The sequence below is a fragment of the Streptomyces deccanensis genome, assembly GCF_022385335.1.
Taxonomy (GTDB): domain Bacteria; phylum Actinomycetota; class Actinomycetes; order Streptomycetales; family Streptomycetaceae; genus Streptomyces; species Streptomyces deccanensis.
Map to the genome: position 1 here is coordinate 4,762,151 of NZ_CP092431.1, position 13,061 is coordinate 4,775,211.

Here is a 13,061-nt window from a genome sequence, read left to right on the forward strand (position 1 = left end):
GGTGAAATCCAGGAAGTGGAGGCACGGTACTCCTCCGTGGGCGAGCATCGTGCCAGAAGCGCGGCTTTCGCAGGTGACGGTCCACCGGTTGAACGCTCACGCGTCGTCCCCCGTACTGACACGCATCGCGCGACTGTCCGAAGGTGTCCCACGCGTGGGTCGGACGGTCGACTGCACCACACTGATCACGATGACTGCCATGAACCCCACCCTCCCCAAGACGACCGAGCCGCCCCGACCGCGCCGGCTGCTCGACGACGTCCGAGCCGTCCTCCTCGACTTCGACGGCCCGGTCTGCGACCTGTTCGCCGGACGGTCGACCCGGCCCGTCGCCAGGGAGATCAAGGCCATGGCACGCAAGAAGTGGAATGTGCTGGACCCCGCCGTGGAGGCGTGCGACGACTCGCACACCGTCCTCCAGCTCCTCCGGGACATGCTGGACCGAAGGAGGGAGTCCGCCCTCGACCCCGGCGCCCTCGACCCCGCCGTCCTCGACCCCGCCGTCCTTCGCGCCGCGAGCGACATCGTCACGCGGTACGAGGACGAGGCGGTGGCTGCCGCGATGCCGGCGCCGGGGGTCGATCTGCTGCTGGACACCCTGGTCGAACACGGGAAGCGGCTGGCGATCGTGACGAACAACGCGGAAGGACCTGTACGCAAGTTCCTCGAACTTCACGGGATGTCCCGGAAGTTCGAGGCGGTCTGCGGCCGCGACCCGCGTGACCCCCGCCGTATGAAGCCCGACCCGAGTGCGGTGCGGTTCGCCCTGGAACGTTTGGGGGGCATCAGGCCGGACGCCGCCGTGCTGATCGGCGACCAGCCCAGCGACCTGCGGGCGGCGGCGTCCGCAGGCGTAGGGTTCCTGGGCTACGCGCCGGACCATGAGCGGGACCGCCGACTGCGCCACGCGGGGGCGCACGCCGTGGTCGCCTCACACGCGGAGCTGATCGCCGCGTGCGCACCTCACCCGGCCGGCCACCTCCACCCGCTCAGTCACGCTCGTCCGTGAGCAGGGTCCAGACCGAGTCGAACCAGGCCTGCGCGGCGTCGACGAACTCGCTCCCCTGGGACGACGGATCGCTGTCCTTGACGTGGTGGGTGAGGGTGGCGCCCAGGCCGAGCACGTCGAGGGCATCGACCAGTTCGCCCCCGCCCACCTCGATCGGACGCACGACGACCGTGTAGAAGCCGTGCAGCGCCTCGGTCTGGTTGCGCAGATACACCTTGAAGGTCGGAGTGATCGGCGCGTGCCGGACCTCGACGTCGACGTGCGGGACGAGGCCCTCGCGTTGGAGATCCTCCAGCGCCTCGCGCAACGACGATTCCTGCACCCGGGTGATGCCGCGAAGGCGCTCTTGCGGCCGTGTGTCCTCCTCGGCCCCTCTGGCGGTCGGATACGGCAGCGGCATCGACTCGCGTGGCAGCAGCATGCGCAGCACGATGCGTTCGGGCCTGATCTCCCCGTCGCGCACCCGTTCCGCCTGCAGCCGGATGTGCGTGCTGAGGGACTCCGAGGTCAGGGTGTGGATGTCCAGGAGCACTTCGCGCTGCTCGAAGGCGGCATCGAAGAACGAGCGCGGTGTCACCTTGACCGCTGCCCGGGGCCGGGCGCGGCCCCGCACCCGGGTCCCGCTCCCCCGCCGGGTCTCGACCAGGCCTTCCTCCCTCAGCCGGGCCAGCACCTTCTGGAGGGTGTCACGGGAGACTTCGAGCGTCTCGACAAGTTGCCGCTGGGGAGGCAGCGACGTCCCCACCGGGTACGTTCCGTCCGCCATCCCGGCCCGCAGTGTCTCCAGGGCATGCTCGAACTTGCTGCCGCCACCCTCACCGGTCCATGTATCGCCCACGTCCCGACCGTACCGCCTCCCGCCCGCGGGCAAACCAGTTTCGGTCGCCAGCAGCCCAACTGGACCGCTGGTTAAGGGATCAGTCCAATCGGGAACACCAATTACAGGTCAATCACTGGCCAATTGGACTGGCTGCCGGGGCAGTCGGCCGGACGGGGGTGGCGAACATGGTGTTCTGGGAGGTGCTGGTGGCAGCGGTCCAATTCCTCGCGGCCCATCTGGTGGGGCGGGCCCTCGGCCCTCTCGGGCTCTTCCTGATGGTCGTCGTGGCCGTGGCCCTGCGGATCGGCCAGGCACGCCTGGCCTGGTGGACGGCGCTCCTCTTCCTCCTCCTGATGGTTCAGGCCTGATCCGGGAGGTGGGTGCGGAGGACGTCCAGGACCGGTTTCAGGGAGTTCACCGTGTGGGAGAGAGGGACGCCCACTTCCAGGAGAGCCTTGAGCTTGCGTTCGTTACGCGCGTAGCCCAGGAACGGAACGCCGGCTTCACGGGCGGCCTCGAAATCGGTGGGGGCGTCGCCGAGCATGAGGGAGCGTGACGGTTCGGCGCCCATCGCGTTGAGGGCCTGGCGCAGGGTGTGGGGGTGCGGCTTCATGCGGTCGAGGTCGCGCGTACGGCCGTAGATGTAGGGGAAGCAGTCGGTGAGACCCCGGGTCTCGATGTAACGGGCGGCCGCGAGCGCGGAGTTGTTGGTCGTGATGGCGAACCTCGCCCGCCGCGACCAGGTCCGGATGAGCGGGTCGGCCCAGGTGGTGGGGTACGCCTTGGGCGCCGCGGTCAGCTCCTGCTGGGTGAGCCACTCCTCCACGTCGATGATCAGGTCGCTGCTCGGATGACGCCGGCCCAGCCCCAGGAGCACCACCTGCGGGTCGGCCGTGCCCCGCTCCCGCTCGGTCAGCAGACCGCCCAGCCCACGCCTGTCGATCAACGCCACCAGATCCCGGGCCACTTGGTGCGCGGGGTGCCCGGAGAACAGTCGGCAGATCGGCCCGTCCAGGTCCCAGAGCACGAAGCGGACGGGCGTGATCAGTTCTCGAAGCTCTCGAAGGGCGTCTGTCTCTGCTGTCACCGGTTCAGTCTGCGCCGTATCAGCCGTGTCAGGAGTCACTAGGAGAGTGTCAGGTCCGTCGTGATGGTTTCCCAGAGGGCGTTGAACCATTGCTGGGACTGATCGACGAAGGCGGCGTCGCGGGGACCGGTCTCCTTCTCGAAGGAGAAGAGGAGGGACTGGGTGCCGAACGCGTCGTACATCTGCAGGGGGCCGTCGTCCATCTGCTCCTCGCGCTTCATGAGCATGTAGTAGGCGATCAGGGCCTCCCGCCCGTTGAGGAGGTACAGCTTGACGGGCGGCGTGAAGGGCAGGGCCCGGAAGGTCACCCGGACGTCGAGCTCGTGCGAGGTGCGCAGGGCCTGGAGGTTGTGGCGCAGGACGCGGATCTGGGCGTTGCGCTGGTCGAGCCAGCGCCGGTGGACGGGGTCCTCCTCGTCCGCCTCGCCCCGCGCCTCCACCGGCACCGGGAACGCCAGGTTGATCTTCCGGGAAGGAAGGAGAATGCGTACGTCGATGGACTCGGGGCGGATCGTTCCCTCATGGATGAGGCGGACCGGTTCGCCGAGGGCCAGCATCAGGGTCTCCGCGGTGAGACAGGCCGCGTCGACGCGGACGTGCGGTGCGGAGAACGCCTCGGCCAGGCGGGGCGCGAGGCTCACCATCGTGGGCTGCGGCGCTTCGACCCGGGGGGCGTGGCCGACCTCGGCGACCCGGGGCGGGCTCCCCTTGCTCACGTTGCTCAGCAGCCCGTCGTCCTGGAGGGCGCGCAGGGCCTGGCGGACCGTGCCGCGCTCCACGCCGAACTCCTCCGCCAGTTCGGCCTGGGTGGGCAGGCGCTCGCCGGGGCGGAGGTCGCCGCCGCGGATGCGCTCCCGCAGGGTGGCGGCGATCTCCTGGGACGAGAGCTTTTTGCTGCCGTTCACTGCAACGTTCTCCTGGGTCACGACCAAACGCTACAACTCTCACCCATCTTTGGGGAGTTCAGAGGAAGGTGGTTATGAACATAGACCAAGTGGGAACCATTTAAACGAAGTTGGTTGCCAACTTTGTCGAGTTGGTGGAAGTTCCCCTTCTTCATGGCTCCGCCCGCCCCAGCCCTTCGGAGGAGGTACCACCATGCCCGCTGCCATCGCCCTCGTCTCCGCCCTCGCCGTCGTCGCCCTCCAGCGCTTCGTCGAATGGCGTTACGGCACCATGGGAATCGTCGGCCTGCTGTTCCTCACGGTCGGGCTGAAGGCGAACAACCACACATGCAGCTCGATCGGCGCGGTCATCCTCGCGCTGATGTTCGCCGGACCGGCGATGTGAGACGACCTGCCCCGAGGCCGACGCCGGCGGCCGTCAGCCGGTGATCGGCGGCCCTCAGCTCGTGAGCAGCAGGTCCGAGCTGATGGTCTCCCAGAGCGCGTCGAACCAGAGGCGGGACTGTTCGACGAAGGTCGTGTCCCGAGGCGCCGCGCCCGCGCTCCGCTCGAACGCGAACAGCGTGGACTGCGTGCCCTCGGCGTCGTACATCTCCAGCTGCTCACTGTCCACCTCGGCCTCCTTCCGCTGCACCGTGTAGTACGCGAACAGCGCCTCCTGGCCGTTGAGGAGGTACAGCTTCACGGGCGGGGTGAACGGCAGGGCGCGGAAGGACACATGGACGTCCACGCCGTGCGTGGACCGTAACGCCAGCAGGTTGTGCTTGAGCACCTGCCCCTGGGCGTTGCGCTGGGCGAGCCAGCGGCGCTGCAGCCGGCCGTCGACCGACGCGTCGACCGGGGCCGGGAAGGCCAGCGGGATGTCACGGCTGGGCAGCATCACCCGGACGTCGACCCTGGCCGGTTTTATGCGCCCCGCGTGAATCTCGCGCAACGACTCACCCACGGCGAGCGTGAGGGACACGGAGGTCAGACAGAGGGCGTCGATCTTCACGTGCGGGGCCGCGAAGGCGGCGGATATGCGAGGGCCGAGCTCCACCATCGTCGGCCGTGGGGCGGCTCCCGGACCGCCGACGGCCGCCGCGCCCAGGCGGGGGGCGACAGTCGCCGGACTGCCCTTGGAAACGTTGGTCAGCAGGTGCTCCGACTGCAGGATGCGCAAGGCCTGCCGTACGGCACCGCGTTCCACGCCGAACTCGTCGGCCAGCTTCGCCTGCGTGGGCATGCGCTGTCCCGGTCGCAGCTCGCCGGACCTGATCCGGCCGCGCAACACGTCAGCCACCTCGTGGTGTGACCTCTGGGGCCGCTGTGACGACTTCCGCCCGTCGACGGCCGTGCGTTCCCGCTCCACGCACAAACACTACAACTTCTCGCCATCTTTGGGCAGTTCGTGGGAAGGTGGTTATGAGACGACTCCAAGCGGAGATAAGTAAGGTGAAGTTGGTCGCCAACTTTCGCAACCTGGTCAAACTTTCCGATGGTTGGTGACTCTGGCAACTGCCACCGACCCTCACCCAGGACCGACCGATCGACCTCCCTTCCGGAGGGGAGCCGGGAGTTCGACCGGTCCGCACCGTCACAACTGAATGGTTCAGCCACAACTGAATGCGCAGCCACAACCACAACTGAACAGCTCAGCACCGAAGCGAAACAACTGAACAGCTACGGATAACCGCAACACACCAGGAAAGGTCCCCAGAGGTCCCAAGGACCTCAGAAGATGTCCGGGCACCACGGGCGCCTGGACGTCCGCAGCAGGGCGTCGGCCACGGAGGCGGCGCCCTTCCGCTGTTCCCGCACCCGCCCGAGCGCCGCGAGCCGTACGGCCGACTCGTCGCCGAGCCACAGCGTCGCCAGGTCCGCGACCTCCAGGACGAGGTCGCCGTCCTCGCTCGTCGGCACACAACTCGCCCCGTCCGGGCCCGCGTCCAGCCGGTACCGCCCGTCGGCGAAGCCGCCCCCGTCCACCACCTCCAGCACCAGCGTCCCGGTCCCCGCGTACGTACGCGCCTCCAGCGCCCGTACGACGTCCAGGATCCGCACCCACAGCCAGTCCGCGTGGGTGGTGACGCTCACGGCGCGCGGGTCGGGGAAGAAGTGCGGCAGGAGGTCGTCGGGGGCCCGCCAGCCGCACTTGACCTTGGTGATCCAGTCGATCGAGCAGAGGTAGTGCCACAGGGCGCGCTCGGCGGCGGGGGTCGTCGCGATCAGCCAGTTGACGTCGGCCGTGTTCTGCGGCTGCTTCATCTGCCAGGTGTCGTCCGCCTCGTACGAGACCATGCCCTCGACCTCGCCGGCCGCCGAGCGGTAGACGGCGTAGAAGGGCTCGGTCCAGGAGCCGTGGAGCCGCAGGTCGCCCGTGTTGACCCGCCACCAGCGCTCGTCGCGGCTCACCGCGCCCGGCAGCGCGGCGCGCAGGCGGTCGTGGAGGGCGGGGCCGAGGGCGCGTACGGTCGCGCCGTCCACGAGGTCGACGCGGCCGCCGTCCGCCGGGCCGGACCAGCGGGGGTCCAGGCCGGTGCGGGTGACGTCGATGGTCCACTCGGTGGTCCAGGTGGCGGGGCCGAAGCCGTAGCGGCCGTAGATGGGGTACTCGGCGGCGATCAGGGTGGCGACGACGTCGCCGCGGTCCTTCGCGGCGGTGAGGTCCTGGGCCATCATCCGCGTGAGCAGGCCCCGGCGGCGGTGGGTGGGGCTGACCGTGACGTTCGAGATGGCGTCGGCGGGGACGGGGCGGCCGCCGACGGCGGTGAGCTCCTGGGGGAAGGAGCGGAAGGTCGCCACGGGCTGGCGGGCGGGGGCGGTGGGGTCGAACGCGGCGAGCGTTCGGGACGGGTCTATGTGGGACGAGCGGTCCTTGAGCTCCTGGGGGGTCAGGGTTTCCGGGGCTCGGAGGAAGCCGATGTTCAGCGCGTTCAGCCAGGCCGGGATCTCGTCGTCGGTGACGGGGCGTACGGCTGTGTCGTGGGAGGGGCTCATGGGGTCACGCTAGGGGGGTGTCGGCGGTGTGTCTCCGGCTTTTTCCTCGCCCCCGCCGGTCGCGCAGTTCCCCGCGCCCCTTGAGGGCCTACGGCCACTCAGGGGCGAAAAGCATGGGGCGCAGCCCCTGCTTTTCAGGGGCGCGGGGAACTGCGCGAGAAGCCCCACTCGGCCGCAGACGACGACGCACCCGCTACGTCAGCAGATCATCCACCTGCGCCTCACCCTCCCGGTAGCGACGGGCGATCTCGGCGCTGCAGTCGTCCGCCGTGCGCTGCAGGTGCTGGCGGCGGCCGGAGATCTGCTGCTCGTGGTGGACGAGGCGGGCGAGGCCCGCGGTGAGCTCCTCGTCGGTGCGGGCCCCGAGGTCGGAGAGTTCGACCTCGTCCAGCATCTCGGCGGCCAGCCGACGGTACTCCTCTCCGTGCGGCGTGCCCACCGTGACATGGCGGGCCGAGGAACGGTGCCGGGCCGGGGCGTCCGTGAGGATCGCCGACAGCCTGTCCACGAGCGCCGAGGGCTCAGCCGAGCCCGACGACGGTGCCGTGGGATCCGCCGCACCGCCCCGGCGGGCCAGTTCGGCGCGCAGGATGTCGATACGGCCCTGGAGCAGCCGCCGCAGATAACTGAGGTCGGCCTCGTCCCGCTGGGCGTCCCGGCGCAGCGTGCGCAGTTCGGGCAGCCGCAGCCGGGCCAGCTCGTGCTCGGCCTGATCCGGCGGCGGCAGTGGTCCGCTGTCCGTGCGCTGGACCGGTGGCCGACGCACGCCGGGGCCGGGCCCCGGCGTCGTACGGGTAAACGTCGCAGTCCCCGGGGGCTGCCCGGTACTCGATGTGCTCATGCGCCTCAACCGTCCCCTCGACCGGTGTGTGTGAGCATCGTGCCACTCTCCGTGGCCGCTTTGTGACCGAGTCCCCGCGATCCACCCCAGATGGGCGGTAATGGATCAATGAGAAAGACCGGGCAAAGCGCTCTTCAAACCCCCGTGATCACAAACCCCCCGGAAGAGGGACCCCCTGACGTACGGCTGATGGACGGCGGCGGCATCATGGTCGGCATGCGAGCGGTGGTGCAGAGGGTCGACGGCGCGAGTGTCGTCGTGGACGGCGAGACGGTCGGGGCGATCGAGGGCGAGGGGCTCTGCGTCCTCGTGGGGGTGACCCACGAGGACACCAAGGAGAAGGCGGCGCAGCTGGCCCGGAAGCTGTGGTCCGTGCGGATGCTGCACGACGAGAAGTCGTGCAGCGACGTGGACGCCCCGCTGCTGGTCATCAGCCAGTTCACGCTGTACGGGGACGCGCGCAAGGGCCGGCGGCCCACCTGGAACGCGGCGGCACCCGGGGACGTCGCCGAGCCGTTGGTGGACGAGGTCGTCGCCCAGCTGCGCTCGCTGGGGGCGACCGTGGCCACGGGACGGTTCGGCGCGTCCATGCGGGTGTCCCTGACGAACGACGGCCCGTTCACGGTGCTGCTGGAGATGTGAGCCCTGACGCAGGCACGGGCCCGGCCTACGGCTCGACCACGACCTCCTGCGCCGCCGCCGTCGTGTCCGCCAGCAGTCGCGCGTCGACCGGGATGTTGCGCTTGACCAGGGCCAGGGCGACCGGACCCAGCTCGTGGTGGCGTACGGAGGTGGTGATGAACCCGAGCTTGCGGCCCTCGGCGCCCTCGTCCGCCAGCCGGATCTCCGCGCCGCGCGGCGGGAGGTGGACCTCGCTGCCGTCCAGGTGGAGGAAGACGAGGCGGCGCGGGGGCTTGCCGAGGTTCTGGACCCGAGCGACGGTCTCCTGGCCCCGGTAGCAGCCCTTCTGGAGGTGCACGGCCGTGCCGATCCAGCCCAGCTCGTGCGGGATCGTGCGGTGGTCGGTCTCGAAGCCGAGGCGGGGCCGGTGGTGCTCGACCCGCAGCGCCTCGTAGGCGAGCAGACCGGCGGCGGGGCCCGTCTTCTCCGCGTACGACTCCAGGTCCGCGCGCGGGAGGAACAGATCACGACCGTACGGCGTCTCGCGGACGACCGTGCCCTCGGGGACCTCGGCGATCGAACCGGCCGGGAGGTGGACGACCGCGAAGTCGCCCGTCCGGTCGGCCACGTCGACGCGGTAGAAGAACTTCATCGACTCCAGGTAGGCGAGCAGCGCCTCCTGGGTGCCGGGCTCGACGTGGGCCCAGACGGTCGTGCCGTCGTCGACCAGGTACAGCGCGTGCTCGATGTGCCCGTTGGCGGAGAGGATCAGCGCCTCGGTGGCCTCGCCGGTGGGCAGCTCGCTGACGTGCTGGGTGAGCAGCAGGTGCAGCCAGCTGAGCCGGTCCTCCCCGGAGACGGCGATCACGCCCCGGTGGGAGAGGTCGACGAATCCGGTGCCGTCGGCGAGGGCGCGCTGTTCACGGAACAGGTCGCCGTAGTGGGCGGCGACGCCTTCGTCCACGCCCTCGGCGGGGACGGCGCCGGGCAGGGACAGCAGAGGGCTTTTCATATGCCTAAGCCTACGACTTGGTACTTGAAGCCTTGAGTGTGCAGTCCTCGCACCGGCCGAAGATCGCGAAGTGCTTCATGTCGGTGTCGAACCCGAAGGTCTCGCGCAGCTTGGCCGTGAAGTCCTGCGCCACGGAGACATCGGCCTCGATGACGTTCTCGCAGTCCCGGCAGACCAGATGGATGTGGTGGTGCCGGTCGGCCAGGTGGTACGTCGGCGCCCCGTGCCCCAGATGGGCGTGACTGACCAACCCGAGCTCCTCCAGGAGCTCCAGGGTCCGGTAGACCGTGGAGATGTTGACCCCCGACGCCGTCTTCCGCACTTCCACGAGGATGGCGTCAGGAGTCGCGTGCTCCAGGGCGTCCACGGCTTCGAGCACGAGCTGCCGCTGCGGCGTCAGCCGGTAACCGCGCTGCCGAAGGTCGCTCTTCCAGTCAGTGCCTTGGGTGCTCACCACGGGTCCAGTCTAGGGCGGGCCGGGCAGGGTCAGGGGGTCCGCCGAGAGGACACCGTTCAGCAAGGCGTCGGCGAGCACAGCGCGGTAGGCACGGGTGGCGCGGGTGATCTCGGAATGCACCTGGATCTTGTCGTCGAGCGCGGCGAGCGTCGCACCGATCACCTCCTGCTCGGCGAGCGGTGGCAGGACGACGGGCAGCTCCCCCAGAGTGCGGATGCTCAGCGAAGGGATCACCGAACCGGCCGTCCGGGCCCGGATCCAGTCCTGTGCCGTGGTCGCACTCAGATAAGCGGCGAGGTACGCGGCTTGGACGAGTCCCGTCTCTGGCAGCCTGAGCCGCACCAGGTTGGGGTGGAACAGCCAGCCCGTGTGCTCCCCGGTGACCAGTGCGCAGGGCCCCACGGTGCCGGTACGGGTGAGGAGAATGTCCCCTTCGGTGAGTTCGTACTTCGCCAGTGTCCGCGCCCGGTCCCACGGGATCGCGGGGACGTCCCAGGGTTCTCCGGTGACGATCCTCAGACCCCGAAGGTCGCGTGGCAGTACGACGGGGACGCCACCGTCGGCCCGGGTGAGGTCCTTGTCCTCAGGACGCCGACCCGGGCCAGCCTGGGCTGAGGCCCACAGGTCTTTCAACAAGCAGATCGGCCAGCCGCTCGGCAGCGGAGACGACCCGGTCCGTCGGTCCGTCACAGTCCGTACCTCCCGAGCCACCGGGCTGCCTCGGCCTCGGCCGCGTCCGCCCGAGCGCGCAGGGCCGCGATCTCGTCGGTCAGCCCCGCGAGCCGCCCCCGGATCTCATCCGGGCCGGCCGCGTGGACGGCGGAGCCCGGCTCTGGAGGTCGGACGTACCTCACGGGATCCAGGCTGTGGCCCTGCTCCACGATGTCCGCCACCGGCACGGCCCGGCTCAGGCCCGGGGTGCCCTCAAAGGCGTTCCCGGCCGCGTCTGTCCGGTGCCAGGACACGTACTCCCCCACCAGCCGGGCGATGTCGTCGTCGGACAGGGCCCACTGGGTCCGGGTGACCTGGTGTCCGAGGTGCTCGCCGACCACGAACAGCACGTTGGGGTCGGGGGTTCCACCGGAGCCGGGGGCGCGCAGGAACCAGATCTGCGTCTTGACGGCCGTGAGCGTGAACAGCCCGGCGGGCAGCGCGATCACACACTCCACGGCTCCGGCCGCCACGAGCCCTCCGCGTACCGTCTCGGCGGCCCCGGTGTTGAACGAGGCTCCGGCCGGCATCAGCACGGCGGCCCGGCCATCGGGTGCGAGCCGTGCGACGGCGTACTGGAGCCAGTCGTACTCGGTCCGGCGGGCGGGGCCGTACGTCCAGTACGGGGGCGGGGTCACGTCCTCCGGGAGGCGGCCGAAGGGAGGGTTGGTGAGGAGCACGTCGAATTCGCCCCGAAGGCCGAGGGGATCGAGTGCCGGGGTGACGGGCCCCTCGCCGAGCTGCGCCCTGAGCCCGTGATGGACGCGCAGGCTCCACTCCGCCACCTGGCGCTCCATGTTCCCCGGCACCTGGCCGGCGACCCGAGGCGGTTCGGCGCCGCCGTGGGCGGCGACCGCGTGCAGGTAGGCGACGAGCAGTTCGCCGGCGCGGGCGTACGGGTCTTCCACGTACACCGCCCCGGGCCGAAGGGCAGCCAGGGCTTCGGCCATGACCCGGCTGACGGAGGGCGGGGTGAGAAACGCGCCGCCCTCCCGTGCGTACGCGGCACGCCACAGTGTCAGAACGTGGTCGAACGCCTCGCGGGCTTCCTGCTCGGACCCGCTGGGGGTGCGCTCCAGCGTGTCGGACAGCTCGGTCAGCAGGGGGCGCGGAAAGTCCTTCGCCGGGAAGTCGTACGCGTCGTCCGCCGTGGCGAAGGCGTCTACGACCTTGGCCAAGCCCTCGGCCTCCTCCACCACCCGGACCATGACGAGGTACAACAGGAAGTGGAGATATTGGTCCAACGGCATCGGCCCCCGCATCCGGTCCGCGTCCGGTCCCGCGAGCCGCTCGACCGCCCGGAGCAGACTGCCGGCCGTCCCGCCGGTCAGGCCCGCACGGAACCGGTCACCGTAGGTCGTGCCCACAGGCTCGTCGGGAAGCAGGGCGTTCGCCGGGATGGTACGGGAGGCCAGCCATGCCAGCACCTCGTCGGCGCGGAACAGCTCGGGGTCTCCACCGACCGGAGCGGGATACTCCGGGTAGCGCCGTTCCCAGTTGGTGACGGCGGGACGTTTCACCCCCGCGAGGCGCGCGATCTCGGGCCGGGACAGCAACGCACCCGACATCGCCGCCGTGCCGCGTGAGTGCGCACCGGAGCCGGTCGTCATGTGGCCCCACTCCTTCCATCGAGCCGATCCTTCACCGCGTCAGTACGTCAGAACCGAGGCGGGCGGGTTCCACCCATGACGGCCGCCCGGTCGGCGAGCACGTCCGGGAACCGGTCCATGGTCTGCGCCTCCTTGGCGAATTCGGGACTGAGGTGGCCGAGCACGCGGTAAAGGGTGCCATGGTCGGCCGCGAGGTGCCGATGATGGACGGGCTCGTGGTGCATGACCCGGTTGCGGAGCAGAACCAGTGAGGTCAGGTCGCGGTGCAGGTCGTCACGACGTCCGCCGTAGTGCGGGAACGCGGAGTGCAGCACAGGCACCCAGAAGTGCCGGTCGTAGCCGGAGCTGAGCAGCGACACCCAGAAGCCCAGGGTCAGTTCGGCCACGACGTCGTCCGGCGTCGTACGTCGCAGGCGGCGCCCACAAGAGCGGCGTGCACTGTCCACAAGCCGGCGACCACCCTCGTTCAAAGGCGCGGCCTCCCACCAGTCCGGTCGGCCGTGATGTCGTACGAGCGCGCTGTGCAGGGCGTTGCGCAGAGCAAGCTCCAGGCAGTGCAGGGGGCCGACCAGCGCGGCCGACGCCTCGACGTTCCACCAGTACAGTCGCTCGGCTGCCCGCGCGTCACCGTGCGCGGCGCGGATGTAGCGACGCAGCCGCGGCAGGGACAGGTCTCGGGCCATCCACTCGGGTAGACGACTACTCATGGCTCCCCCGCCCTGACGCTTCCTCGGAGGCGTCGTGATAGTGTGGTCTACGAATGTTCTGGGCCCGCCTCTGCATCGCACGCCACCCAGGGCACAGCCTCCGGAGCCCCGGTCGCAGGCAAGTTGCGACCGGGGCTCCGCGCATTCACGATCCCGCGAAGACATTCGTCACTGTAGCCTTGACTCACCCCCGTCGCAAGCGCATTGCCATGCCGCCAATTCTGTTAACCCCAGCAGAGTTAACCACTCACGGACACGACGCCCCCTGCCGCTGGACAGGGGGCGTGCAGGGGTTCTGCTGG

The 13,061-nt window shown here is 70.0% G+C and carries 15 protein-coding genes; 4 read left to right on the forward strand and 11 right to left on the reverse strand.

The window, feature by feature from the left end:
• Positions 1-190: 190 nt before the first annotated feature.
• Positions 191-1,009, forward strand: coding sequence for an HAD family hydrolase (locus L3078_RS21185; RefSeq protein ID WP_239755564.1), 819 nt, complete (start codon positions 191-193; stop codon positions 1,007-1,009).
• On the opposite strand, the gene L3078_RS21190 is transcribed toward L3078_RS21185, so the two are convergent.
• A complete protein-coding gene (locus tag L3078_RS21190; RefSeq protein ID WP_239755566.1) occupies positions 990-1,847 on the reverse strand; it encodes a winged helix-turn-helix domain-containing protein in 858 nt (285 codons plus the stop codon). The genes L3078_RS21185 and L3078_RS21190 overlap by 20 nt on opposite strands.
• Positions 1,848-2,014: 167 nt before the next feature.
• Here L3078_RS21190 and L3078_RS21195 point away from each other — a divergent pair, with 167 nt between their 5' ends.
• A complete protein-coding gene (locus L3078_RS21195) occupies positions 2,015-2,197 on the forward strand; it encodes a hypothetical protein (RefSeq protein WP_239755568.1) in 183 nt (60 codons plus the stop codon).
• Here the strand turns inward: L3078_RS21195 and L3078_RS21200 are convergent.
• Positions 2,188-2,916, reverse strand: a complete 729-nt coding sequence (locus L3078_RS21200; protein ID WP_239755569.1) for an HAD family hydrolase — start codon at positions 2,914-2,916, stop codon at positions 2,188-2,190. The two genes, L3078_RS21195 and L3078_RS21200, sit on opposite strands and share 10 nt — an antisense overlap.
• 38 nt (positions 2,917-2,954) lie before the next feature.
• Positions 2,955-3,821, reverse strand: coding sequence for a GntR family transcriptional regulator (locus L3078_RS21205; protein WP_239755570.1), 867 nt, complete (start codon positions 3,819-3,821; stop codon positions 2,955-2,957).
• A gap of 193 nt (positions 3,822-4,014) precedes the next feature.
• Between L3078_RS21205 and L3078_RS21210 the strand changes: the two genes are divergently transcribed.
• The gene (locus L3078_RS21210) at positions 4,015-4,206 is read left to right on the forward strand and encodes a hypothetical protein (RefSeq protein WP_033526007.1); all 192 of its coding nucleotides are present in this window, start codon (positions 4,015-4,017) and stop codon (positions 4,204-4,206) included.
• A gap of 54 nt (positions 4,207-4,260) precedes the next feature.
• Here L3078_RS21210 and L3078_RS21215 read toward each other — a convergent pair whose 3' ends face one another.
• The 3 genes from L3078_RS21215 to L3078_RS21225 form a co-directional block, all read right to left on the reverse strand.
• Positions 4,261-5,103 (reverse strand): winged helix-turn-helix domain-containing protein, encoded by an 843-nt coding sequence (locus tag L3078_RS21215; protein ID WP_239755572.1) that lies wholly within the window; start codon positions 5,101-5,103, stop codon positions 4,261-4,263.
• Positions 5,104-5,534: 431 nt separating this feature from the next.
• Complete coding sequence (locus tag L3078_RS21220) at positions 5,535-6,800, reverse strand: GNAT family N-acetyltransferase (protein WP_239755573.1); 1,266 nt, start codon at positions 6,798-6,800, stop codon at positions 5,535-5,537.
• A 193-nt stretch (positions 6,801-6,993) separates the two neighbouring features.
• The gene (locus L3078_RS21225; protein WP_239755574.1) at positions 6,994-7,641 is read right to left on the reverse strand and encodes an RsiG family protein; all 648 of its coding nucleotides are present in this window, start codon (positions 7,639-7,641) and stop codon (positions 6,994-6,996) included.
• A gap of 216 nt (positions 7,642-7,857) precedes the next feature.
• Here L3078_RS21225 and dtd point away from each other — a divergent pair, with 216 nt between their 5' ends.
• Complete coding sequence (gene dtd, locus L3078_RS21230) at positions 7,858-8,283, forward strand: D-aminoacyl-tRNA deacylase (RefSeq protein ID WP_239760403.1); 426 nt, start codon at positions 7,858-7,860, stop codon at positions 8,281-8,283.
• A gap of 25 nt (positions 8,284-8,308) precedes the next feature.
• On the opposite strand, the gene ygfZ is transcribed toward dtd, so the two are convergent.
• From ygfZ to L3078_RS21255, 5 genes are read right to left on the reverse strand one after another with little or no spacing between them, the layout of a single operon-like run.
• A complete protein-coding gene (gene ygfZ, locus L3078_RS21235) occupies positions 8,309-9,274 on the reverse strand; it encodes a CAF17-like 4Fe-4S cluster assembly/insertion protein YgfZ (protein ID WP_239755576.1) in 966 nt (321 codons plus the stop codon).
• Between the two features lie 10 nt (positions 9,275-9,284).
• On the reverse strand, positions 9,285-9,731 hold the full coding sequence (locus tag L3078_RS21240) for a Fur family transcriptional regulator (RefSeq protein WP_239755578.1): 447 nt from the start codon (positions 9,729-9,731) through the stop codon (positions 9,285-9,287).
• Between the two features lie 9 nt (positions 9,732-9,740).
• Positions 9,741-10,421 carry a restriction endonuclease subunit S gene (locus L3078_RS21245; protein ID WP_239755580.1) on the reverse strand — a complete coding sequence of 227 codons (681 nt, stop codon included), beginning with the start codon at positions 10,419-10,421 and terminating at the stop codon, positions 9,741-9,743.
• Positions 10,418-12,052, reverse strand: coding sequence for an N-6 DNA methylase (locus L3078_RS21250; protein WP_239755582.1), 1,635 nt, complete (start codon positions 12,050-12,052; stop codon positions 10,418-10,420). Before L3078_RS21250 ends, L3078_RS21245 begins: the two co-directional genes overlap by 4 nt.
• Positions 12,053-12,099: 47 nt before the next feature.
• Positions 12,100-12,759, reverse strand: a complete 660-nt coding sequence (locus L3078_RS21255) for a hypothetical protein (protein ID WP_239755583.1) — start codon at positions 12,757-12,759, stop codon at positions 12,100-12,102.
• Between the last annotated feature and the right edge of the window lie 302 nt (positions 12,760-13,061).

Bases quoted from the DNA above. Each gene is read 5' to 3' on its own strand.
- L3078_RS21185 (WP_239755564.1), top strand. From the start codon at position 191: ATGACTGCCATGAACCCCACCCTCCCCAAGACGACCGAGCCGCCCCGA.
- L3078_RS21195 (WP_239755568.1), top strand. From the start codon at position 2,015: ATGGTGTTCTGGGAGGTGCTGGTGGCAGCGGTCCAATTCCTCGCGGCC.
- L3078_RS21210 (WP_033526007.1), top strand. From the start codon at position 4,015: ATGCCCGCTGCCATCGCCCTCGTCTCCGCCCTCGCCGTCGTCGCCCTC.
- L3078_RS21220 (WP_239755573.1), bottom strand. From the start codon at position 6,800: ATGAGCCCCTCCCACGACACAGCCGTACGCCCCGTCACCGACGACGAG.
- L3078_RS21225 (WP_239755574.1), bottom strand. From the start codon at position 7,641: ATGAGCACATCGAGTACCGGGCAGCCCCCGGGGACTGCGACGTTTACC.
- dtd (WP_239760403.1), top strand. From the start codon at position 7,858: ATGCGAGCGGTGGTGCAGAGGGTCGACGGCGCGAGTGTCGTCGTGGAC.
- ygfZ (WP_239755576.1), bottom strand. From the start codon at position 9,274: ATGAAAAGCCCTCTGCTGTCCCTGCCCGGCGCCGTCCCCGCCGAGGGC.
- L3078_RS21250 (WP_239755582.1), bottom strand. From the start codon at position 12,052: ATGACGACCGGCTCCGGTGCGCACTCACGCGGCACGGCGGCGATGTCG.
- L3078_RS21255 (WP_239755583.1), bottom strand. From the start codon at position 12,759: ATGAGTAGTCGTCTACCCGAGTGGATGGCCCGAGACCTGTCCCTGCCG.